The organism is Streptomyces sp. NPDC051020 (assembly GCF_040683105.1).
Taxonomy (GTDB): Bacteria; Actinomycetota; Actinomycetes; order Streptomycetales; family Streptomycetaceae; genus Streptomyces.
This window is the reverse complement of the sequence record NZ_JBFBCG010000013.1, coordinates 27,822-49,862: the sequence shown is the minus strand read 5'-3', so window position 1 is coordinate 49,862 and position 22,041 is coordinate 27,822. Positions and strand designations below refer to the sequence as shown.

General features: G+C 71.8%; 18 protein-coding genes and 1 riboswitch. Of the genes, 10 read left to right on the top strand and 8 right to left on the bottom strand.

Features of this window, described 5'->3' with window-relative positions; genetic code table 11:
- Nucleotides 1-42: 42 nt before the first annotated feature.
- The 4 genes from AB0N06_RS09945 to AB0N06_RS09930 form a co-directional block, all read right to left on the bottom strand.
- Nucleotides 43-2,028: a GAF domain-containing protein gene (locus tag AB0N06_RS09945; protein ID WP_366134199.1), complete on the bottom strand. Its 1,986-nt coding sequence runs from the start codon at nucleotides 2,026-2,028 to the stop codon at nucleotides 43-45.
- Nucleotides 2,029-2,070: 42 nt separating this feature from the next.
- Nucleotides 2,071-2,877 (bottom strand): 3-hydroxybutyrate dehydrogenase, encoded by an 807-nt coding sequence (locus AB0N06_RS09940; protein ID WP_366134198.1) that lies wholly within the window; start codon nucleotides 2,875-2,877, stop codon nucleotides 2,071-2,073.
- 391 nt (nucleotides 2,878-3,268) lie between these two features.
- Nucleotides 3,269-3,502: a ferredoxin gene (locus tag AB0N06_RS09935; protein WP_366134197.1), complete on the bottom strand. Its 234-nt coding sequence runs from the start codon at nucleotides 3,500-3,502 to the stop codon at nucleotides 3,269-3,271.
- Nucleotides 3,502-4,983, bottom strand: a complete 1,482-nt coding sequence (locus tag AB0N06_RS09930; RefSeq protein ID WP_366134196.1) for an aldehyde dehydrogenase — start codon at nucleotides 4,981-4,983, stop codon at nucleotides 3,502-3,504. Before AB0N06_RS09930 ends, AB0N06_RS09935 begins: the two co-directional genes overlap by 1 nt.
- Before the next feature lie 348 nt (nucleotides 4,984-5,331).
- On the opposite strand from AB0N06_RS09930, the gene AB0N06_RS09925 reads away from it, so the two are divergent.
- The 6 genes from AB0N06_RS09925 to AB0N06_RS09900 all read left to right on the top strand — a co-directional run bounded on the left by AB0N06_RS09925 (nucleotide 5,332) and on the right by AB0N06_RS09900 (nucleotide 12,331).
- The gene (locus AB0N06_RS09925) at nucleotides 5,332-6,369 is read left to right on the top strand and encodes an MBL fold metallo-hydrolase (protein WP_366134195.1); all 1,038 of its coding nucleotides are present in this window, start codon (nucleotides 5,332-5,334) and stop codon (nucleotides 6,367-6,369) included.
- A gap of 31 nt (nucleotides 6,370-6,400) precedes the next feature.
- Nucleotides 6,401-6,535, top strand: a riboswitch (cobalamin riboswitch).
- 106 nt (nucleotides 6,536-6,641) lie between these two features.
- Nucleotides 6,642-7,910, top strand: coding sequence for a prenyltransferase/squalene oxidase repeat-containing protein (locus tag AB0N06_RS09920; RefSeq protein ID WP_366134194.1), 1,269 nt, complete (start codon nucleotides 6,642-6,644; stop codon nucleotides 7,908-7,910).
- 41 nt (nucleotides 7,911-7,951) lie between these two features.
- Entirely contained in the window at nucleotides 7,952-8,593 is a 642-nt protein-coding gene (locus AB0N06_RS09915; protein ID WP_366134193.1) for an SCO2322 family protein, read from the top strand.
- Nucleotides 8,590-9,759, top strand: a complete 1,170-nt coding sequence (locus AB0N06_RS09910) for an energy-coupling factor transporter transmembrane protein EcfT (protein WP_366134192.1) — start codon at nucleotides 8,590-8,592, stop codon at nucleotides 9,757-9,759. Before AB0N06_RS09915 ends, AB0N06_RS09910 begins: the two co-directional genes overlap by 4 nt.
- Nucleotides 9,759-11,468: an ATP-binding cassette domain-containing protein gene (locus AB0N06_RS09905; RefSeq protein ID WP_366134191.1), complete on the top strand. Its 1,710-nt coding sequence runs from the start codon at nucleotides 9,759-9,761 to the stop codon at nucleotides 11,466-11,468. Before AB0N06_RS09910 ends, AB0N06_RS09905 begins: the two co-directional genes overlap by 1 nt.
- A complete protein-coding gene (locus AB0N06_RS09900; RefSeq protein WP_366134190.1) occupies nucleotides 11,465-12,331 on the top strand; it encodes an ECF transporter S component in 867 nt (288 codons plus the stop codon). Before AB0N06_RS09905 ends, AB0N06_RS09900 begins: the two co-directional genes overlap by 4 nt.
- 145 nt (nucleotides 12,332-12,476) lie before the next feature.
- Here AB0N06_RS09900 and AB0N06_RS09895 read toward each other — a convergent pair whose 3' ends face one another.
- Together AB0N06_RS09895 and AB0N06_RS09890 are read right to left on the bottom strand one after the other, a co-directional pair.
- On the bottom strand, nucleotides 12,477-13,781 hold the full coding sequence (locus tag AB0N06_RS09895) for an alpha/beta hydrolase (RefSeq protein ID WP_366134189.1): 1,305 nt from the start codon (nucleotides 13,779-13,781) through the stop codon (nucleotides 12,477-12,479).
- 95 nt (nucleotides 13,782-13,876) lie between these two features.
- Nucleotides 13,877-15,055 (bottom strand): steroid 3-ketoacyl-CoA thiolase, encoded by a 1,179-nt coding sequence (locus tag AB0N06_RS09890; protein ID WP_366134188.1) that lies wholly within the window; start codon nucleotides 15,053-15,055, stop codon nucleotides 13,877-13,879.
- Between the two features lie 282 nt (nucleotides 15,056-15,337).
- Here AB0N06_RS09890 and AB0N06_RS09885 point away from each other — a divergent pair, with 282 nt between their 5' ends.
- Nucleotides 15,338-16,588 (top strand): cytochrome P450, encoded by a 1,251-nt coding sequence (locus AB0N06_RS09885; RefSeq protein ID WP_366134187.1) that lies wholly within the window; start codon nucleotides 15,338-15,340, stop codon nucleotides 16,586-16,588.
- Nucleotides 16,589-16,715: 127 nt separating this feature from the next.
- Entirely contained in the window at nucleotides 16,716-17,684 is a 969-nt protein-coding gene (locus AB0N06_RS09880; protein ID WP_366134186.1) for an AEC family transporter, read from the top strand.
- Between the two features lie 144 nt (nucleotides 17,685-17,828).
- Here AB0N06_RS09880 and AB0N06_RS09875 read toward each other — a convergent pair whose 3' ends face one another.
- On the bottom strand, nucleotides 17,829-18,119 hold the full coding sequence (locus tag AB0N06_RS09875; RefSeq protein ID WP_366134185.1) for a hypothetical protein: 291 nt from the start codon (nucleotides 18,117-18,119) through the stop codon (nucleotides 17,829-17,831).
- Between the two features lie 21 nt (nucleotides 18,120-18,140).
- On the opposite strand from AB0N06_RS09875, the gene AB0N06_RS09870 reads away from it, so the two are divergent.
- Nucleotides 18,141-18,617 carry a GNAT family N-acetyltransferase gene (locus tag AB0N06_RS09870; RefSeq protein WP_366134184.1) on the top strand — a complete coding sequence of 159 codons (477 nt, stop codon included), beginning with the start codon at nucleotides 18,141-18,143 and terminating at the stop codon, nucleotides 18,615-18,617.
- A gap of 65 nt (nucleotides 18,618-18,682) precedes the next feature.
- On the opposite strand, the gene AB0N06_RS09865 is transcribed toward AB0N06_RS09870, so the two are convergent.
- Complete coding sequence (locus AB0N06_RS09865; protein ID WP_366134183.1) at nucleotides 18,683-20,725, bottom strand: MDR family MFS transporter; 2,043 nt, start codon at nucleotides 20,723-20,725, stop codon at nucleotides 18,683-18,685.
- A gap of 117 nt (nucleotides 20,726-20,842) precedes the next feature.
- Here AB0N06_RS09865 and AB0N06_RS09860 point away from each other — a divergent pair, with 117 nt between their 5' ends.
- Entirely contained in the window at nucleotides 20,843-21,877 is a 1,035-nt protein-coding gene (locus AB0N06_RS09860) for a peptidoglycan-binding domain-containing protein (protein WP_366134182.1), read from the top strand.
- Nucleotides 21,878-22,041: the final 164 nt, after the last annotated feature.

Genomic DNA, 22,041 nt, shown 5'->3' with positions numbered 1-22,041 from the left:
GTGCCAGGCGCCGCCCGGCAGGCGGGACTTTCGAAACACGCCCTAACGCTCCTGGCCGCCCGCCAACAGGTTCAGCCGGAGCGCCAGCTGAAGCTCCAGCGCCCGGTCCGGCTCGTTCCAGTCGCGGCCGAGCAGCACCTGGATCCGGTCCAGCCGTTGCACCACCGTGTTGACGTGGACGTGGAGTTCGTCCTTGGCGCGGATGAGGCTGCCGCCGGCGCCGAAGTAGGCGCTCAGCGTGCGTACGAGGTGGGTGCCGCGCTGGGCGTCGTACCGCAGCAGGGGGCCCAGCGTCGCGGTGACGAAGCCGTCGACGTCCTGCGTGTTGCCCAGCACCACGCCGAGGAAGCCGAGTTCGTCGACACAGGCGCCCTCTCCGGTACGGCCGAGGACACGCATGGCCCGCAGGCAGCGTGCCGCTTCGGCGTACGCGGAGGCGAGCTGCCGCGGCCCCTGGGCCGGACCGGTGGCGGCCACGGTGACGGGGGCCTGGACGAGCTGGCCGAGCTGGGCGGCCGCCGCCCGTGCCGCGTCCCCCGCATCGGGTGCGGGGTCCCCGTCTCCCCCGCAGCCGATCAACAGCACCACGGTGCCCGAGTGTTCGGCGCTGACACCGCGGATCTCCCCGCCGAACAGATAACGCAGGGCTGCGGCGCAGAGCTTCTCCCGGGCGCCCGCCTCGGCCACGAGCAGCAGATGCGGGCGGTCCAGGTCGATGCCGAGGCGGCGGCCGCGTTCGGCCAGTCCGGCGGGGTCGCGGTCCGCGTCGGTCAGCAGATCGCTGATCAGCTCGCCGCGTATCCGGTTCTCGGTCTCGGCGACCGTGCGTCGCAACAGCAGCAGGAGGCCGGTGACCACGGCGGCGCGTTCGAAGAGCCGCCGGTCCGAGTCGTCGAGCCGGCCGTGCTGGTGCAGAACCAGACTGGCCAGGAGTTCCTGCCCGGCCAGTACGGCGCAGATCCACCGGCCGTCGCGGTGCACGGCGCGCGCTCCGGTGCGGGACTCCTCGGCGGTCTCGACCAGCCATCCGGCGTCCATGGAGTCGGCCGCGAGACCCGCGCCGTCGGGCCGGACGGCCGCCAGCGGGCGCCCGCCCGGGTCGTGGATGGTCAGCGGGGAGTCCAGCAGCCCGGCGACGGCCGCCGCGACGTCCTTGACGTCACCGCCGCGCAGCACCAGGTCGGTCAGCCGGTCGTGCGCCTCCTCGGCCCGCTGCATGGCGGCCGAGTGCGCGCGCACCGCCGCGTTCGCCTCCGCCAGCTCGGCGTTCGCCTCAGCGAGTTCGGCGAGGGCGGACCGGGTGTCGGCGAGGGCGCGGGCGGTGTCGATCGCGATCGCGGCGTGCGCGGCGAGCGAGCAGAGCAGGGCGACCTCGTCGGGGCTGAAGACGCGGGGGGCGCGGTCGGCGGCGAAGAGGACGCCGATGACCTTCCCCGTACCGCCGCGGCTGGAGCCGAGGAGCAGCGGCACGCCCAGGATGGCGACGAGCCCCTCGTCGAGGACCCCGGCGTTGATGTTGCGGGTGTGGCGGAAGCGGTCGTCGGTGCGGTAGTCGGGGGTGGCGTACGGGCTCGCGGTCTGGGCGACCAGGCCGCCGAGACCTTCGCCCAGCTCGAGCCGCAGCCGCTGGAAGAGGACCGAGACCGAACCGTCGGTCACCCGCATATAGGTGTCCCCCGCCTCCTCGTCGGGGAGCGTGAGATACGCCGTGTCCGTGCCGAGCAGCATCCTGGCCCGCCGGACGATCGCCTTCAGCACGTCGTCCAGATCGCGGGAGGCCGCCAGATCGCCCGCGGTGTCGAAGAGCGCGGTGAGCTGGAGCTCGCGACGCCGGTGCTGGCGCAGGGCGCTCCTGATCCGCAGGGCGGTGGCGGTCGCCGCCTCCACCTCGGCGAGTTCGCCCGCGGGCACACCGGCCGCCCGCGCCTTTGAGGAGACGGCTCCCAGCGCCTCGGCGGGGGCGTCCTCGGCCAGCAGGTCGAGGAGGAGGCGCAGGTGGGGCGCGGCGGAGGGGGTGGGTGCAGACATGGGCGGCCATCGTTCGTCGGGAGGGGCGGGGAGCCGGGAGGGTCAGTTGGCGGTCCAGCCGCCGTCCATGGAGAGGGAGGTGCCGGTGATGTGGGAGGTACCCGGTCCGCACAGCCATAGCACCGCCCCGGCGACGTCCTCGGGTTCGATGAGGCGTTTGATGGCACTGCGTTCCAGCATCACCTTGCCCACCACCTCCTCCTCCGTGATGCCGTGGGTGCGGGCCTGTGCAGCGATCTGGTTCTCGACCAGGGGCGTGCGTACGTAGCCGGGGTTGACGCAGTTGCTGGTCACTCCGTGCGGTGCTGCTTCCAGGGCGACCACCTTGCTGAGTCCCTCAAGTGCGTGCTTGGCCGATACGTATGCCGATTTGTACGGGCTGGCGCGCAGCCCGTGGACGGACGAGATGTTGACGACGCGCCCCCAGCCGCGTTCGTACATGCCGGGCAGGGTGCGGCGCAAGATGCGGAACGGTGCTTCCACCATGACGCGGTGGATCAGGGCGAAGCGGTCCGGTGGGAATTCGTGTACGGGGGCGACATGCTGCAGCCCCGCGTTGTTGACCACCAGGTCCGCGTCGTCCGGCAGGGAGTCCACCGCCTCGGGCACGGACAGATCGACGACCCAGGCCGTTCCGCCGATCCGTTTCGCCAGTTCCTCCGCCGCTTCGGCTGCCTTGTCCACGACGTACACATGGGCGCCCGCGGCGGCGAGAGCCTGCGCGCAGGCCTGTCCGATGCCGCTCGCCGCCCCGGTCACCAGGGCGGTGCGCCCGGCGAGGAACCGGTCTGCGGGCGGGGGGACGGTGAGCGGGGCGGGCCCGGGTTCCGGGCGCTGGGGAGTCTCCATGGTCGTCACCGTAAGGAGGCGGAAGCCGACGTCACACGGGGTCGGTGCACACACCGCCGTGGGTCGGCATGGTGCCGGCGTACATGGTGCGGGGCGAGGGGCGGAGGCCGTCAGCGCCTGTCGTCGGGCCCGGGCCCGACGACGGGCACTCAGTGGGCCGCGTCCAGCGTCGCCCGCTGCTCCGCCGTCAGCTCCTCCCCTGCTCGAACGAAGCTGAGAGCTTGGGGAAGGAGCTACCAGGGCTTGTGGCCAACGCGGCAAGCGTGCGTGCCGGGCGGCGCGACGGGGCAGAGCTTGCCGGGAAGGGGACCAGGCGTGTTTCGAAAGCCCCGTCTGCCAGGCGGCGTCCGGCACGCCCTACGGGCGGACGACGCTCCTTTCGAAACACGCCCTAGTCCTCCGGCGGGAAGACCACCTCGCCCGAATCGGCCAGCGTCAGCGTGATCGCCTCGACGGGACATCCTTCCGCCGCTGCGAGCACCCGCTCATCGGCGTCGGTCTCCGGATCGCCCGGGTGGGACTGACGGGCGGAGTCCAGCCGGAATCCGTCCGGAGCGTGGCTCACACACATCCCGGAGCCGATGCAGACGCTCCGGTCGACCTCCACATGCCAGCGGTCCCCCATCACGCCTCCTGCGGGCCGGGCTGCGCGGGTTGGTACCCGGCGGGCAGATGGATCATCTTGTGCTCGAAGTACTCGCTGTACCCCTCGGGTCCGAACTCCCGCCCCAGGCCGGAGTTCTTGTAGCCGCCGAACGGCCCGAGCATGTCGAGACTGAAGGTGTTCACGCTGTACGTGCCCGTCCTCACCCGGCGGGCGATGTCGATGCCGCGCTCGGTGTCGGCGGTCCAGACGCTGCCACTGAGCCCGTACTCGGAGTCGTTGGCGATCTTCACCGCCTCCGCCTCGTCGCCGTACGGCAGCAGGCAGATGACCGGTCCGAAGATCTCCTCGCGGGCGATGCGCATGGAATTGTCGACGGATCCGAAGAGGGTCGGCTCGACGTACCAGCCGCGTTCCTGGGAGGCCGGACGGCCGCCGCCCGTAAGGACCTTGGCACCTTCCTCCTGACCGATCCGGATGTAGTCGAGGGAGCGCTGCTGCTGGCGCTGCGCGACCAGGGGGCCGAGTTCGGTGGCGGGGTCGAGCGGGTCACCGACCTTCAGCGCACCCGCCGCGGCGGCGAACGCCTCGGCGGTCTCGTCGTAGCGGGAGCGCGGGACGAGGATGCGGGTCTGGGCGACGCACGCCTGGCCGTTGATCATCCAGGCGAACGGGACGATGCCCGCGACGGCCGTGTCCAGATCGGCGTCGGGAAGGATGACAGCGGCGGATTTGCCGCCGAGCTCCAGGGTGACACGGGTGAGGTTCCGGGAGGCGACCTCCATGACCCGGCGGCCCGCCGCGACCGAGCCGGTGAACGACACCTTGTCGACGCCGGGATGCCCGACCAGGTACTCGCTGACCTCACGGTCGGCCGGAAGGATCGACAGCACCCCCTCCGGCAGCCCCGCCTCGGCGGCGATCTCAGCCAGGATGTAGGCGTCCAGCGGGGATTCGGGCGAAACCTTGAGCACGGCGGAGCAGCCGGCCAGCAGGGCGGGCGCGAGCTTGGCGGCGGCGGTGAACTGCGGGACGTTCCACGGCACGACGGCCGCGACCACCCCGACCGGCTCCCGGCGCACCAGCAGCGGCCCGAGAACGCCGTCGCGGCGCTCCTCGTACGGGAAGGTGCGGGCGACGGCGATCGCCGCGTCCCACACCATCATCGCGGCGAGCGCCTGCACCATCACGCTGGAGCTGTACGGAGTTCCGTTCTCGGAGCTGATGACGCGGGCGATCTCCTCGTACCGCACGGCGAACGCGTCCTTGATCCGCGTGACCACCTCGATCCGCTCGTCCAGGGACGCGCGCGGCCAGGGCCCTTCGTCGAAGGCCCGGCGGGCAGCGGTGACGGCCCGGTCCACATCCGCTTCGCAGGCGTGCGGCACCCGGCCGATGACCTGCTCGGTGTGGGGCGATATCACCTCGATGACGCCCTGGCCGAGCGGATCGACCAACTCCCCGCCGATGAACAGTTTTCCGTGTTCCACAAGCTCGGTCATGGCTGCTGCCTCCCGCGACCCGGCACGTACCGACTCCGCACCTGACTTCACACCTGACTCTGTGTCAGAACTGATATCAGTTCCAGTTCCAGGAGTCCACGCATCGGACATCCCCCACGAGACCGGCGTGATCCGAGAGGCGTCGGCGCTCCGCCCTGGCGATCGCTCCATGGCGGGGCTCACAGCATGCCCTCCCCTTCGATCCGCGGCAGCCGGGGGAACTGCGGTCCCTCGCAGACCCGTTGATCCGAAGCCGATAGTCGTCCTGGGCTACTAATGGAACGAGTTCTCGTTACAGTGGGCATGGCGCACCACAGCCGCGGGCCGGGACGGGAGAGGGGAAGCCCCATGACACAGGTGACCGAGCACGGCGGCGGCGTGTGGTCCATCAAGGTGCCGATCCCGGACAACCCGCTCGGCCACACCCTGGTGCATGCTCTCGACACCGACCGCGGGCCGGTCCTCGTCGACACCGGCTGGGACGACCCCGACGCCTGGGACACCCTGGTCGCCGGAGTCGCCGCCGTCGGCGTGGACATCGCCGGCATCCACGGCGTGATCATCACCCACCACCATCCCGACCACCATGGACTCTCCGGACAGGTCCGCGAGGCCTCGGGGGCGTGGATCGCGATGCACGCCGCGGACACCGCGATCGTGCGCCGCACCCGTGAGTCCGAACCCGGCACCTGGCTGACCTACCTCGCGCCGAAGCTCGCCGCGGCCGGCGCACCGGAGGAGCACCTCGCCACGCTGCGCGCCGCCCGCACGAGCGGCCGGACGCGCACGCTCCCCGGACTGCGCCCCGCCCTCCCGGACCGCGAGATCGTCCCCGGCGAACTGCTCGACCTCGCGGGCCGGCGGCTCCGGGCGATCTGGACGCCGGGCCACACCCCCGGCCATGTCTGCCTGCACTTGGAGGAGGACCATCCGGCCGATCTGCCCGGCCGCGGCCGGCTCTTCTCCGGCGACCATCTGCTGCCCGGGATCAGCCCCCACATCGGGCTGTACGAGGACCCGGACGACGCGACGGTCACCGACCCCCTGGGCGACTACCTGGACTCGCTGGAACGCATCGGCCGACTCGGGGTCGCCGAGGTGCTGCCCGCCCACCAGTACGCGTTCGCGGACGCGGCGGGGCGCGTACGGGAACTCCTCGACCATCACGAGGAGCGGCTGACCGGACTGCTCGCCCTGCTCGCCACCCCGTTGACGCCGTGGCAACTGGCCGAGCGGATGGAGTGGAACCGGCCCTGGGAACAGATCCCGTACGGCTCGCGGAACATCGCCGTCTCCGAGGCGGAGGCTCATGTGCGCCGGCTGGTGAAGCTGGGGCGCGCGGAGGCGGTGCCGGGCAGCGGGCCGGTGACGTACGTCGCTGTGTGAGGCAGCCCTCCGCCCGGGGTGAGCAGGCTACGTCCCGGTAGAGTGTGCGAGTCGTCATCATGCCCGTTCAGGGGGAAGCCGGTGCAAATCCGGCACTGACCACGCAACCGTGAGCCGCCGACACAGCGGTGAGTCGGGCTGCCCTGTCCGCGGTCGTGACCGGCTCGCGTCACCGGAACCCCGGTGACCGGCACCGTCGAGGAATACGGGGCCGGAGCCTGGTGCCTGAGTGTGCCTGTGCCCGGTTCCCCACAGGAGAGGCTCAGCCCGCCATGACCGTACGCCGCAGCGCAGCAGCGCTCGCCGCCACCGCCACCGTGCTCAGTGCGGCCGCTGCCCCGGCCGCGGTCGCGGCGCCGTCCCCCTCCCCCACCCCGTCCGTCGCGCTGCCCTCCGGGTTGTACGGCACCAAGGACCCGACGTACGACGGGGTCTGGCGGCAGTCGCTGGCATTCCTCGCCCAGCGCGTCGAGGGGGTCGTGCCCGCCACGAAGTCGGTGGACTGGCTGATCGCCCAGCAGTGTGCGAACGGCGCCTACGCCTCGTACCGCGCCGATGTCTCCAAGCCGTGCGACGCCAAGACCACGCTGGACACCAATGCGACCGCCGCCGCGGTGCAGGCGCTGGCGGAGGTCGGCGGGCACGGCGACATCGTCAACAACGGCGTCCGCTGGCTGAAGTCCATCCAGAACGAGGACGGCGGCTGGGGCTACAACCCGGGCTCCCCCAGCGACGCCAACTCCACCTCGATCGTGATCGGCGCGCTGGCCCGGCAGGGCCAGCGGATCGGCGACATCACGAATCCGGGCGGCAAAACCCCGTACGACGCGCTGCTCGCGCTCGCGATCCCGTGCGGCGGCCCGGACGGCGGCGCGTTCGCGTACCAGCCCGACAAGGCCGGGAAGCTCGCCGCGAACGCGGACGCCACCGCGGCCGCCGTGCTCGGCTCGATGGGCAAGGGGCTGGCCGCCGGAGACAACGCCGTGGTCGAAGGCAAGCCGCCGGCCTGCCGGAAGGGCGACGTCGTCAAGCCGGAGCAGGCCGCCCAGAACGGCGCCTTCTACCTCGCGGGCGCCCTCGCGAAGAACGGCAACCACCTGAACCTGCCGCCGATGCCGGGCGCCGACGACACCACCCCGCAGCCCGACTTCAGCAACACCGCGGACGCCGTCGTCGCCCTGGCCTCCGCCGGCCACAAGAACAAGGCGGCCGGTGCGCTCGGCTGGCTGCAGAAGAACTCCAGGAGCTGGGCCGAGGAGGGCGGCCCCGCCGCCTACGCCCAGCTGGTCCTGGCCGCGCACGCGACCGGCGCCGACGCCCACGACTTCGGCGGCGTCGACCTGGTCCAGGAGCTGAACGCGAGCGGTCCCGCGCCCGCTGCCGTCATCACGCCCAGTGCGACCCCGGACGACTTCTCGGCCGAGGACGGCACCAGCGACGACGCCGGTCTCGGGGTGTGGTGGCTGGTCGGTATCGGCCTCGCCGCCGGTGCGGGCATCGGCTTCCTGATCAGCAGCCGCCGGAAGCCCCAGCAGCCGTGAACCGAGCGGGGAATCGTGCGGGGAATGCGTTCGGCGGACGGGTGGCCGTCGCGCTGCTGCTGGTGCTCGGCGCCGCTCTGACCGTGCTCGGCGCGGGCACCGCTCATGCGGCCGGCTACCGCTACTGGTCGTTCTGGGAGGGCCAGGGGTCCGGCTGGGCCTATGCCACCCAGGGCCCCTCGCTCGTCCGGCCCGCCGACGGGGCGGTGCAGGGCTTCCGGTTCTCCGTGAGCGAGGACTCCCAGGACTCGGCGAAGCCGCGCCGCGCCCCCGACTTCGCGACGGTCTGCGCGGACACCCCCGCCAAGGACGGCACCAAGCGCGTCGCGCTCGTCATCGACCCCGGCACACCGGCGGACGCCCCGGCCGGGGAGACGCCGCCCGCGCTGCGCACCGCCTGCGCGCAGGTCGCCCCCGGGGCGAGCACCGCCGAGGCGCTCGCCTCGGTGGCCAAGCCGCTGCGCTACAGCAGCGACGCCCTGCTCTGCGCGATCACCGGCTACCCCGCCTCGGGCTGCGGCGAGCAGGTCTCCGGCAGCGGGCACACGGCGTCCGCCTCTCCCTCGTCCACCCACCCCGGGAACGGGCGCAGCGGTCCGTCCACCGGGGTGCTCGTCGGGCTCGGTGCCGTCCTGCTGCTCGGTATCGCCGCCGTCCTGCAGGCCCGCCGCCGACGCGGATGACCGCCTCCCCCGGCGCGGCCCGGCTCAGCCATGCACTGCGGGCGCCCACCGCGACCCGCAGCAATGCCCTGCCCGCCGGGGCCTGGTGGCTGTGGGCGCTCGGGCTGGCCACCGCCGCGTCCCGGACCAGCAATCCGCTGCTGCTCGGACTGCTGGTGGGCGTGGCCGGATATGTCGTGGCGGCGCGCCGTACGGACGCGCCCTGGGCGCGTTCGTACGGCGCGTTCATCAAGATCGGGCTGTTCGTCGTCGCCGTTCGGCTGCTGTTCTCCGTCTTCCTCGGCTCGCCGATCCCCGGCACGCACGTGGTGTTCACCCTCCCCGAAGTCCCGCTGCCGGACTGGGCGCAGGGCGTCAGGATCGGCGGCCGGGTCACCGCCGAGCAGCTGCTCTTCGCGCTGTACGACGGGGCAAAGCTGGCCACATTGCTGATCTGCATCGGCGCGGCGAACTCGCTCGCCAACCCGGCCCGGCTGCTGAAGTCGCTGCCGGGTGCGCTGTACGAGGCGGGAGTCGCCGTCGTCGTCGCGATGACGTTCGCGCCGAACATGGTCGCCGATGTGGCGCGCCTGCGCACCGCACGCCGACTGCGGGGCCGCCCGACCGGGGGCATCCGGGCCGTTCTGCAGATAGGACTGCCGGTGCTGGAGGGTGCGCTGGAGCGGTCGGTGGCGGTGGCGGCGTCGATGGACGCGCGCGGGTACGGGCGTACGGCGCAGGTCCCACCCGCCGTCCGGCGCACCACGAACGTCCTCACCCTCGGCGGTCTGCTGGGGGTCTGCGCCGGTACGTACGGCCTGCTGGCCTCGCAGGGTGCGGTCTACGGGCTGCCGCTGCTGCTCGCCGGGCTCGTCGCCGCTGCGGCCGGGCTGCGGCTCGGCGGCGCCCGCTCGGTCCGTACCCGCTACCGGCCCGACCGGTGGGGTGTGCGGGCCTGGCTGGTGGCGGGGTCGGGTGCGGTGGTCGCGGCGGCGATGATCCTGGCGGGCAGCGTCGACCCGGAGGCGCTGCACCCCGGGGTCGTCCCCCTGGTCGCGCCAGTGTTCCCGCTGTGGCCCGCGGCGGCGGTGCTGATCGGGTTGCTGCCCGCGGTGGTGGCGCCCGCGCCACCACCGGCGGGTGGTCCGGCCGACGCTCCCGTCGCGCACTCCGAGAAGGGACAGTGATGATCCGGTTCGAGCAGGTCTCGGTGCAGTTCGAGGGCACGGCGCACCCCACCCTGTCCGGCGTCGATCTGACGGTCCCAGAGGGCGAGTTGGTGCTGCTCGTCGGTCCGTCGGGGGTCGGCAAGTCGACGCTGCTGGGGACCGTCTCCGGTCTCGTGCCGCACTTCACGGGCGGCACGCTGCGCGGCCGGGTCACGGTCGACGGCCGCGACACCCGTATCCACAAACCGCGCGAACTCGCCGATCTGGTCGGCACGGTGGGCCAGGACCCGCTCTCCCATTTCGTCACCGACACCGTCGAGGACGAGCTGGCGTACGGCATGGAGTCGCTGGGGCTCGCCCCCGACGTCATGCGGCGGCGGGTCGAGGAGACCCTCGACCTGCTGGGCCTCGCGGGACTGCGCGACCGGCCGATCGCCACGCTCTCCGGCGGCCAGCAGCAGCGGGTCGCGATCGGCTCGGTGCTGACCCCGCACCCCAAGGTGCTGGTCCTGGACGAGCCGACGTCCGCCCTGGACCCGGCGGCGGCCGAGGAGGTCCTCGCGGTGCTCCAGCGGCTGGTGCACGACCTGGGCACGACGGTCCTGATGGCGGAGCACCGGCTGGAACGCGTCGTCCAGTACGCGGACCAGGTCGTCCTCCTGCCGTCGCCGGGCGCCGCACCCGTGACCGGTGCGCCCGCCGACGTCATGGCCGTGTCCCCGGTCCACCCGCCGGTGGTCGCGCTGGGACGGCTGGCGGACTGGGAACCGCTGCCGCTCTCCGTGCGTGATGCGCGACGCCGGGCGACTGGGCTGCGGGAACGGCTGGCGTCGGCCGAGCCGCCGTCGGCCGTCCCGGCGGCGACGCCCGCCGCCCCGGCACCGCTGCCCGCCGCCCCGGTACGGCGTGGGCTGTTCGGCCGCCGTCGCACACCCGATGCAGAGCCCGCTCCGGTTCCCGCAGGGGAAGCAACCGTCCGGGCCGAGGGTCTGGGGGTGCGGCGCGGTCGCGTCGAGGCGCTGCGCCGGGTGACGTTCTCCGTCACGCCCGGCGAGACCGTCGCCCTGATGGGCCGCAACGGCGCGGGCAAGTCCACACTGCTCGCCACCCTCGTCGGCACGGTCGAGCCCACGGCCGGCACCGTCCACGTGGGCGGCCGGGCCCCGCACCGTACGCCGCCGCGCGACATGGTGCGCCGGGTCGGACTCGTACCGCAGGAACCGCGCGATCTGCTCTACGCGGACACGGTCGCCGCCGAGTGCGCGACGGCTGACACGGACGCGGGCGCCGCGGCGGGCAGCTGCCGGGCCCTGGTCTCCGAGCTGCTGCCGGACGTGCCGGACGACACCCACCCGCGCGACCTCTCCGAGGGGCAGCGCCTCGCCCTGGCTCTGGCGATCGTGCTGACCGCGCGGCCCCCGCTGCTGCTGCTCGACGAACCGACGCGTGGCCTGGACTACGCGGCGAAGGCCCGCCTGATAGGCGTGCTGCGCGGTCTGGCGGCCGAGGGCCATGCGATCGTCCTGGCCACCCACGATGTGGAGCTCGCCGCCGAGCTGGCCCACCGGGTGGTGATCATTGCCGACGGGGAGATCGTCGCGGACGGGCCGACCCGGCAGGTCGTGGTCTCGTCCCCGGCGTTCGCACCACAGACCGCGAAGATCCTCGCCCCGCAGGAGTGGCTGACCGTGCCACAGGTACGCGCGGCACTGGGGGCGAAAGCATGACGCACCGGGAACGGGCCGTACGAGCGGCCGAAACACCGAGGGTCCGGCGCTCGGGCGACCGGCAGGCGCGGGCGGTGCGGCTCGGGCCGCGTGCGATCGCCGCGCTCCTCCTGATCAGCGCGATCGGTGTCGTCGCCATCGGCTGGCCGCTGCTGGCGGGCGCGGACTCCGGCCTCGCGCACTCCCAGGACGCGCCCTGGCTGTTCGCCGCGCTGCTTCCGCTGCTGGTCGGGGTGGTCGTCGCGACGATCGCGGATTCCGGCCTGGACGCGAAGGCGGTGGCGATGCTGGGTGTGCTCGCCGCGGTCGGCGCCGCGCTGCGCCCGCTCGGCGCGGGGACGGCGGGTCTGGAGCCGATGTTCTTCCTGATGGTGCTGAGCGGCCGGGTGCTCGGCCCGGGCTTCGGGTTCGTGCTCGGCTCGGTGACGATGTTCGCGTCCGCGCTGCTCACCGGCGGGGTGGGCCCGTGGCTGCCGTTCCAGATGCTGTCGATGGGCTGGTTCACCATGGGCGCCGGGCTGCTGCCGGGCCCGGACCGGCTGCGCGGGCGGGCCGAGCTGCTGATGCTAGCGGCCTACGGAGGTGTGGCGGCGTTCGCGTACGGCACGGTGATGAACCTGTACGGCTGGACGATCGTGCCAGGCCTCGGCTCGGGCATCTCCTTCCATCCCGGTGACCCGCTGCCCGAGAACCTGGTCCGCTTCCTCGCGTACTGCCTGGCCACTTCGCTGGGCTGGGACCTGGGACGGGCCGTGCTGACCATGGCGCTGACCCTAGTCGTCGGCGGGACGTTGCTGAAGGCACTGCGCCGGGCCACGCGGCGCGCGGCCTTCGAGGCCGAGGCCGCATTCGAGGTCCCCTGAGGGCTGTCCACCGGCCGCAGCGCGGGAACACCCCCACCGGGTTTCCGGTCGGGGTCTTCCCCGTGCCCGGGTCCGGTACGAGGTCTCGGTTCGCAGCGGCCGGCCGCGTCGGCCCTCCACCGGCTCCAGGTCCGGCCCGGCCCGATCAGCGGTGACGCGGCCCCGCTGCCCCGATCGTGTCGAACCAGCGGACGATCTGCGGGCCGGACTTCATGAAGGTCCCGTTGTGATCGGTCGACCCTTGGTCGATCACCGGCACCCGCGCACCGTGCGCGGCGAAGTCGGCTGCACAGTTGCGGGAGTTGGCGATGGCCACGTCCCGGTCCGCAGCTGACGAGTAGAGCCGCACGGGCACCTCGGGCTTCCAGTCGCACTGACCGTCCTGGGCCTTCAGCACATCGCGCAGCACTCCCGTCGGATGCTGCAGGTCCTGATAGGCCTTGTCGGTGAGGAGTTCCTTCAGCGTGCCGGGCAGCGCCGGGATGATGTCCTCCTCGAAGTGGTGAGTGTCGAAGAGGTTCTCGACGACGTCCGCGTACGGCTCACGGAAGAGCTCCGACGGGTCCTTGTAGAGCGGGTGCAGCCGGTTCTGCGCGGTGATGAAGTACGACATGTAGAAGACCGCGCTGATGTCGTTGATCCGGCCGTCGAACATGGCGGGCGTCTCCGCGCCCTGGAGGTCGTACGGCCCCGAGACCGGCGCCAGTGCCCGCAGCCTGAAGTGCCGGTCCGCGCCGCCGGCGAGGGCCTTGGCCAGAGCCGTCGCGACCTGACCGCCCTGGGAGAAGCCGCTGGCGTACACCTCGCCCGTGAGGGGTCGTCCCAGCTCCCGCGCCGCGGTGCGGGAGGCACGCAGCATGTCGAGGGAGGCGGTGACGGAGGACGCGGTGTCCATGTACGGGTGCGGGCCCGGCCCCTTGCCGAGGCCGAGATAGTCGGGCGCGGCGACGGCGCGACCGGCCGAGGCGTGCAGGTACGGGGCGAACCGGCCGAAGTCCTCGCCGACGGAGGGCGCGTAGTCGCGGTGGACCATCGTGCCGTGGGTGTCGGAGACCAGATCGAGGCGGTCGGCGCCCCCTCTGGGGAGGACGAACAGACCGGTGGCGGTGGTGGGTTCGCCCTGCGGGGTGAGGGTGCGGTACGTGAGGCGGTAGGCGCGTACGCCGTAGCGGACGGTGCCCGTGTCGATGCCTCCCGAGGCGAGGAAGGCACTGACGTCGGTGCGGTCGAGGGCGGCGACGGGCGTGATGGCGAGGAGCGTTCCCCGTCCGGTGGCGCGGGTGATGTGGGAGCCCCCGTCCGCCGGTCCGGCCTGCTGGGCCACGGCGGACGGGGCGCCGAGGGCGGCGATGGCCACGACCGTGGCGACCGCCAGTCCCCGCCGGGCACCAGACCAACCCTTCCTGGGAGAAGGGGTGTTGCCGCACGTCTTGCTGTTCTTGTTTTCCATGGCCGTGACGCTATGCAACCGCGAGCGGCGCCGACAGCGGCATGGCCCCCCGACCGGGGTGCACCTAACACCACCACCCCGGCCGGGGGAAATCCTCACAGCCGCTGGATGATCGTGCCGGTGGCCAGTGCCCCGCCCGCACACATGGTGATGAGCGCGAACTCCTTGTCGCGGCGTTCCAGTTCATGCAGTGCCGTGGTGATGAGCCGGGCCCCGGTGGCGCCCACCGGGTGGCCGAGCGCGATCGCGCCGCCGTTGACGTTGACCTTCGCGAGCCCGTCGAGGTCCCCCTCGAAGACCTGGGCCCAGCTCAGCACCACCGACGCGAACGCCTCGTTGATCTCGACGAGGTCGATGTCCTTGAGCGACATCCCGGCCTTGCCCAGCACCGCGCGGGTCGCGTCGATCGGCCCGTCGAGGTGGAAGTGCGGGTCGGAACCGACGAGCGCCTGGGCGACGATCCGGGCGCGCGGCTTGAGCTTAAGGGCCCGCGCCATCCGCTTGGACGCCCACATGATCGCGCAGGCGCCGTCGGATATCTGCGAGGCGTTGCCCGCGGTGTGGATCGCGGTGGGCATGACCGGCTTGAGCCGGGCGAGCCCCTCCATCGTGGTGTCCCGCAGCCCCTCGTCCCGGTCGACGAGGCGCCACATGCCCTGACCGGCCGCCTGCTCCTCCTCGGTGGTCGGCACCTGGACCGCGTACGTCTCCCGTTTGAACCGCTCCTCGGCCCGGGCCACGGCCGCCCGTTCCTGCGAGATCAACCCGAGCGAGTCGACGTTCTCCCGCGTGAGGCCCCTCTTGCGGGCGATGCGCTCGGCAGCCTCGAACTGGTTGGGCAGGTCGACGTTCCACTCGTCCGGCCAGGGCTTCCCCGGGCCGTGCTTGGATCCGCTGCCCAGCGGCACGCGCGACATCGCCTCGACACCACAGCTGATGCCGATGTCGATGACTCCGGCCGCGACCATGTTGGCGACCATGTGGGAGGCCTGCTGCGAGGAGCCGCACTGGCAGTCCACGGTGGTGGCGGCGGTCTCGTACGGAAGTCCCACGGTGAGCCAGGCGGTGCGCGCCGGGTTCATGGACTGTTCGCCGGCGTGGGTGACCGTACCGCCGACGATCTGTTCCACGCAGTCCGCAGGGATGCCGGTGCGTCCGAGAAGTTCTCGGTAGGTCTCGCCCAGCAGATAGGCGGGATGCAGATTGGCGAGCGCGCCTCCGCGCTTGCCGATGGGGGTGCGTACGGCTTCGACGATGACGGGTTCCGCGGCCATGAGCTCGTCCTCTCCTCGCGCTTCCGCAGGGGGCGTCCCGGCGCCCGCGGAAGGAACTAGTACGCGTTCTAGTTCTGCAAGCAGTCTTATGAGGCTTACCCCCGGTACGCAAGAGCCGTGCACGCACAATGGGCGCATTTCGAAGCCCGCACGCGCCCCCCTCACGCAACAGATCAGGCCGCAGCTCTTGCCAGTTGTAGAACTCGTTACTACGTTGCGGGCAACTTCTGATGGGTCGTCAGACAATGTTCGGGCGCCCCTCGGACCGACCTGGAGTTGCCGATGCCCTGCCCCCATCTGCCCGAAGGGTTCGACTTCACCGATCCCGACCTGCTCCAAGCCCGCATCCCGCACCCGGAGTTCGCCCGGATGAGGGAGACCGCCCCGGTCTGGTGGTGCACCCAGCCGGCCGGTGTCTCCGGTTTCGACGACGAGGGCTACTGGGTGGTTACCCGGCATGCGGACGTCAAGTACGTCTCCACACACCCTGAACTGTTCTCTTCCCACACCAACACCGCGGTCATCCGCTTCAACGAGACGATCAGCCGCGATCAGATCGACGTCCAGAAGCTGATCATGCTGAACATGGACCCGCCCGAGCACACCCGGGTCCGCCAGATCGTCCAGCGCGGCTTCACCCCCCGCGCCATCCGTTCCCTGGAACAGGCGCTGCGCAGCCGCGCCCGGTCGATCGTCGAGTCGGCCCTCGCCTCCGCCGACGACGACGGTTCGTTCGACTTCGTCACCCATATCGCCGTCGAACTGCCGCTCCAAGCCATCGCCGAGCTCATCGGCGTACCGCAGGAGGACCGGTCCAAGATCTTCGACTGGTCCAACAAGATGGCGGCGTACGACGATCCCGAGTACGCGATCACCGAAGAGGTCGGCGCCGAGGCGGCCATGGAGATCGTCTCGTACGCGATGAACCTGGCAGCGGCACGCAAGGAGTGCCCCGCCAAGGACATCGTCTCCCAGCTGGTCGCCGCGGAGGGCGAAGGCAACCTCTCCTCGGACGAGTTCGGTTTCTTCGTGATCCTCCTCGCCGTCGCCGGCAACGAGACCACCCGGAACGCCATCAGCCACGGCATGCACGCCTTCCTCACCCACCCCGAGGAGTGGGACCGCTACAAGCGCGAGCGCCCGGAGACCACCGCCGAGGAGATCGTGCGCTGGGCCACCCCCGTGGTCTCCTTCCAGCGGACCGCCACCCAGGACCTCGAACTGGGCGGGCAGCAGATCAAGAAGGGCGAACGGGTCGGGCTGTTCTACTCCTCCGCCAACAACGACCCCGAGGTCTTCGAGAGCCCGGAACGCTTCGACATCTCCCGGAACCCCAACCCCCATCTCGGATTCGGTGGCGGCGGACCGCATTTCTGTCTCGGCAAGTCCCTCGCCGTCATGGAGATCGACCTGATCTTCAACGCGATCGCGGACGTACTGCCCGATTTGCGGCTGGTCGAGGACCCGCGGCGGCTGCGCTCCGCCTGGCTGAACGGAATCAAGCAACTCCAGGTCAGTACCGCCGCCGGCTGACCGGCTCGCGGATTCCCGGACGGCGGGGGCCGCCCCTTCCACGCCCCGGCCCCTGCCGCCCGTCCGCGCCCTGTCCCCTCCTGCCCGCCGCGCCCCGGTACAGGCAGTGGACAGTTGTCCGAGGATCATGGCGTCCATGCATGCCCTGCTCTCCGCCTTCGCTCCGATCTGGATGCTCACCGCGACCGGCTACGCGGTCGGCCGCAGTGGCCTGCTCGGCGAGCAGGCGGAAGCCGTACTCGGCCGGTTCGTCTTCCATGTGGCCATGCCCGCGGCGCTGTTCACGATGGTCTCCGGTGCGCGACTGGACGCCTTCGCCAACTCCTCGATGGTGGCGTTCGGGGCGGGCACAGCGCTCGTGTCCGCCCTCGGCTTCGTCCTCGCCCGGCGCTTCTTCGGCCGCAAGACGGCCGACCAGGCGATCAGCAGCATGGCGTCCGGCTACGTCAACTCCGCCAATCTGGGTATCCCGGTGGCGGTCCAGGTGCTCGGTGACGCGTCGTTCGTCGCCCAGATCATCCTCTTCCAGGTGCTGCTGGTCTCCCCCGTGATCCTGACGCTGCTGGACACGGGTACAGGGGCGGGCTCCGGAAAGGGCGCCGCGCTGCGCCGGATGGTGACCATGCCCGTACGCAATCCGATCATCATGGCCTCGATGCTCGGCGTCGTCGTCTCCGCGCTCGGGGTGCGGCTGCCGCACGCACTCGAACACTCCTGTGATCTGCTCGGCGCGGCCGCCGTGCCCACCGCCCTGATCACCCTCGGCCTGTCCCTGCACGGCCGCCCGGATCCGGCAACGACCGCGACGACGGTGCCCGCAGGGCGTACGGAAGTGGGCCTGGCGGTCGTGCTGAAGACGCTGGTCCAGCCCCTGATCGCCTTCCTGGTCGGCGGCCCGCTGCTACACCTGCCGGACCACCAGTTGCTCGCCGTGGTCCTCTGTTCCGCGCTCCCGACCGCCCAGAACGCCTTCATCTACGCCCGCCAGTACGGCCTCGACACCAGCCTCGCCCGCAACTCCGTGGTGGCGTCCACGGTCGTGTCCATGGCCACGCTGTCGCTGGCCGCCTGGGCGCTGGTACCGCCCGGCCCCTGAGACCGGCCGGTCTGAGCCGTTCGAGTGGCGGGCCGCCCCGGACAGGCGGATGCTGGAAGACGCGGCGATCCACGCCGAAGGGGTGCCGGGACGATGCGGTTCGTCCCGGCACCCTTCGGCCCTCAGGGGCGGTACGGGCTCCGGTTACCCGGGGAGCCTCCCCTGCTGTTCAGCGGCTGTTCCACAGGTCCGGATCAGCAGACGCGCGCTGTCCGTGGCGCCGCCCTCGGCGTGCAGGCACAGCGCCGACTTGACGTTGCGCAGAGCGCCGTCGGGCAGCGGGGTCGCGGCCGTGGCGGTGCTGCTGGGCGGCCGGGCGCACCGGCGGCGCCCTGCGCTGCCCCCGCCGCCGGTCACGATCCCGCCGCCGGCGTGAGCGCGCGGCTGTGCGTGCTGCCGGTCACGGCACTGGAAACCGTTGGGCTCCCCGGTCATGCCCAGGTCACAATGGCGCCCATGACGTGGACCGTGACCCCCGAACGCTTCGACTCTCCCGACGCGAGCGCCCTGCGCCGTGACTACTACGACGAGGTCGCCAGCCGCTACTGGCAGCGGCCCGCGACCGCGGAGGAGATCGACGAGGGACTCTCCGGCGACGGCGCCGACCTGCTCACACGGCCGACCGGCGCGTTCGTCGTCGGCAGATTCGACGGAAAGCCCGCGTCCTGCGCCGGGCTGCTCCTGGTGGACGCGGACACCGCGGAGCTCACCCGCGTGTTCGTGCGCCCCGAGTTCCGTGGCACGGGCGGCGGCGGGTTGCTGCTGGCGGCCGTCGAGAGCGCGGCGCGTGCCTTCGGCGTACGGCAGATCCGGCTGGACACCCGCAACGATCTGGTGGAGGCGCGCGGGTTGTATGCCAAGCACGGCTACCGGGAGGTGCCCGCGTTCCACCGGCGGCAGTACGCGGAGCACTGGTTCGCCAAGGAGCTGTGACCCGGGCGCTGTGACCGGGAGCTGTCGTCCGGCCGGGGTCCGGCCGGGGAATCCCCGGGCCCGGGTCAGAGTGCGTGGTCCCGCCTCGGCTCCGGACAGCGCGGCTGTTCCCTGCTCGATCCGGTCGTCTCGGCGGTCAGCTCCGCGACGAGTCCGACCAGGTCGGTCGGCCGCTCCGGCCCCCACCAGTCGCCCAACAGCTCGGCCAGCAACTCCTCACGCGCTTCCGCGAGCTTCTCCACGGCCTCCGAACCGCGGTCGGTGAGCACCAGCTGCACCCCTTCGCGCCGGGCCAGACCGCGCTCCTCAAGCTGTCGCGCCGCATCGCTGATCACGCGCACCGGTACGGGGGTCGCGTCGGCGAGCAGCGCGGGTTCGACGGCGCCGTGCCGCTTGATGCGCAGCAGCATCCAGCCGGCCGCGGGCAGCAGGTCGTACCCCGCACGCTCGGTGATCCTCACATAGACGTCGCGGCGCCCCTCGCGGGTGGCGAGCACCGACAGGGCCCGTGCGCATTCGTCGTACGAGGAACGCTCGACCGGGTTCGAGGCCAGGGTCTCGGTGCTGTCGGGGGCCGTCACCGAGCCGCGCAGCCTGTCCTCCTTGAGGAACCAGGCGATGACGAAGGCGACCAGGACGACGGGCGCCGCGTACACGAAGACGTCGGTGATCGAGGTCGAGTACGCGTGGATCACCGGGGCCCTCAGCGCTGGCGGCAGTTGGGAGATGGCGCGCGGGTCGGCGGCCAGTCGCCCGGCGTCGATGCCCGGTGGCAGCGTGACGCCCGAGAGGGCCGCGCCGAGTTTGCCGGTGAGCCGGTTGGTGAAGATCGTGCCGAAGACGGCGACACCGAACGAGGCACCGATGGAGCGGAAGAACGTGGCCCCGGAGGTCGCGACGCCGAGGTCCTCGTAGGTGACGGCGTTCTGCGCGACCAGCACGAGGACCTGCATCACCAGACCGAGCCCGGCACCGAAGACGAAGAAGTAGGCGCTCATCTGCCAGGTGCTGCTGTACTCCGTGAGCCGGTGCAGGAGCTGCAGGCCGATCGCGGTGATGCCGGTACCGAGGATCGGGAAGACCTTCCACCGGCCCGTACGGCTGACGATCTGACCGGACAGGGTCGAGGTGAGGAGCAGACCGAGCACCATCGGCAGCATGTGCACACCGGACAGGGTCGGCGAGATGTTGTGCACGACCTGCAGGAACGTCGGCAGATACGTCATCGCTCCGAACATCGCGAATCCGATGACGAAACTGATCACGGCGACGAGGCTGAAGGTCCGGATCCGGAACAGCCTCAGCGGCAGTACGGGTTCGGCGGCGCGCCGCTCGACGTACCCGAAGGCGATCAGCAGCACCACGCTGACGACGGCGAGTCCGATGATCTGCGCCGAGCCCCAGGCCCAGGTCGATCCGCCCAGCGAGGCGACGAGAACCAGGCAGGTGGCGACGGAGGCGATGAGGAAGGTGCCCAGGTAGTCGATGGTGTGCTTGGCCTGACGGACCGGGATGTGCAGAACGGCGGCGATGACGAGCAGGGCGACGACGCCGATCGGCAGGTTGATGTAGAACACCCAGCGCCAGCTGAGGTGTTCGGTGAAGAGGCCGCCGAGCAGCGGTCCGAGAATGCTCGTCATACCGAAGACCGCGCCGAACAGCCCCTGGTACTTGCCGCGTTCGCGCGGGGCGACGAGGTCACCGACGATCGCCATCGAGAGCACCATCAGGCCGCCGCCGCCGAGGCCCTGGAGACCACGGAAGGCGATCAGTTGCGGCATGTTCTGGGCCATGCCGCAGAGCGCGGAGCCGATGAGAAAGATGACGATGGCGATCTGGAAGAGCTTCTTGCGGCCGTACTGGTCGCCGAGCTTGCCCCAGAGCGGGGTCGCGGCGGTCGATGCGAGCAGATAGGCGGTGACCACCCAGGACAGATGCTCCAGGCCGCCGAGTTCGCTGACGATGGTCGGCAGGGCGGTGGAGACGATGGTCTGGTCGAGTGCGGCGAGCAGCATGCCGAGGAGCAGGGCGCCGATGGCGACCAGGACCGTCCGCTGGGAACGGCCTTCGCCAGGGGCCAGGGCCGGGGGGTTCAGCTGGTGGGCCATGAACATCTCCTCGGTTCCGCTACATCCCATCCTGGCCGTTGTGGAGGGTTATGGCCTGTTGGGGCATCACCGCGGCAGACTGCATAATCGCAGGCAGTTCAAGGGGAGGGACCCACAATGACCGGACATGTCTGCCCGGAATGCGGCACGGACGACAGAGCGACGGATGCATGGAACGGGGGACCGCACGACAGACCCGCCGCCGGGCCCCCGTGCGGGTGCGCGGAGCGCGCGGCACGGCGCGCGGCCGAGCGGGCGGAGACCGCGGCGGCGGAGGACTTCGATCCCCTGCGGATCCGGCCGTACGTGACGCTGGGGGACGACGAGGCGCCCGCGGACGCCGCCCCGGCGGACGCCGCCATGACGATGCCGCTCTTCCTCGACCCGGCGGCGCCGGTGGATCCGCCGCCTCTGTCGCCTCTGCCACCTCTGCCACCTCTGTCACCTCTGTCGCAGGAGAGTGCCGGGGCGGATGATCCGCGTACGGACACCATGGCCGTGGACCTGGTGGGCCCGGTGGACCCGGTGCGGCCACGCCGCCGACGGCCCTTCGCGGCGCTCGCGGTCGGCGCGGCCGTGATCGGCGTGGTGGGCACCGCGGCGTTCGCCGGCGGTCTGTTCGGCGGGGACGTGAACAGGGACTCCGAGCGCGACCGGGCGCTCCCGAGCGCCCGGGTGTCGAGCGTCCCCGATGCGCCCCTTTCACCGGACGCATCGCCGTCGGCGTCCGCGTCCGCCTCCGCATCCTCCTCGCCGTCGGCTTCGGCATCGCCGTCCGCATCCGTCTCCGCGTCGGGGAGCCCCTCGCTCTCCCCCTCCGCATCCGCTGCCTCTACGCGCCCGCCCGCCCCCTCGGCATCGACGATGGTCTCGCAGTCCACCGGGACCTCGACGGCCCCGTCGCCCGGGAAACCGCAGGGCCGCACGCTGCAGCGCGGCGACCACGGCCCCGAGGTGGCCGAGCTGCAGCGGCGGCTGCGGGAGGTGCGGCTCTACCACGGACCCGACAACGGCAACTACACGGACCGGGTCGAGAGCGCCGTACGCGTCTACCAGTCGTACAAGTCCATCGAGGGCGACCCGCCGGGTGTCTACGGCCCGAGCACCCGGAGCGCACTGGAGGCGGAGACGACGGGTCGCGGTCAGGACTGAGGAGGCGGCCGGCCCCGGGGAGCCGGCCCTCCCCTCCCGTGTTCGGGAAGGGATTCGCTTTCGCGGGCAGGATTTTGTATCGTGATGGAACAAAGTGGTCCTCGCCCGCACCCCTGACCGGCGGGCGGGACCGCTTGTTCTCTTCACCCCACGCCGCCCCCCTC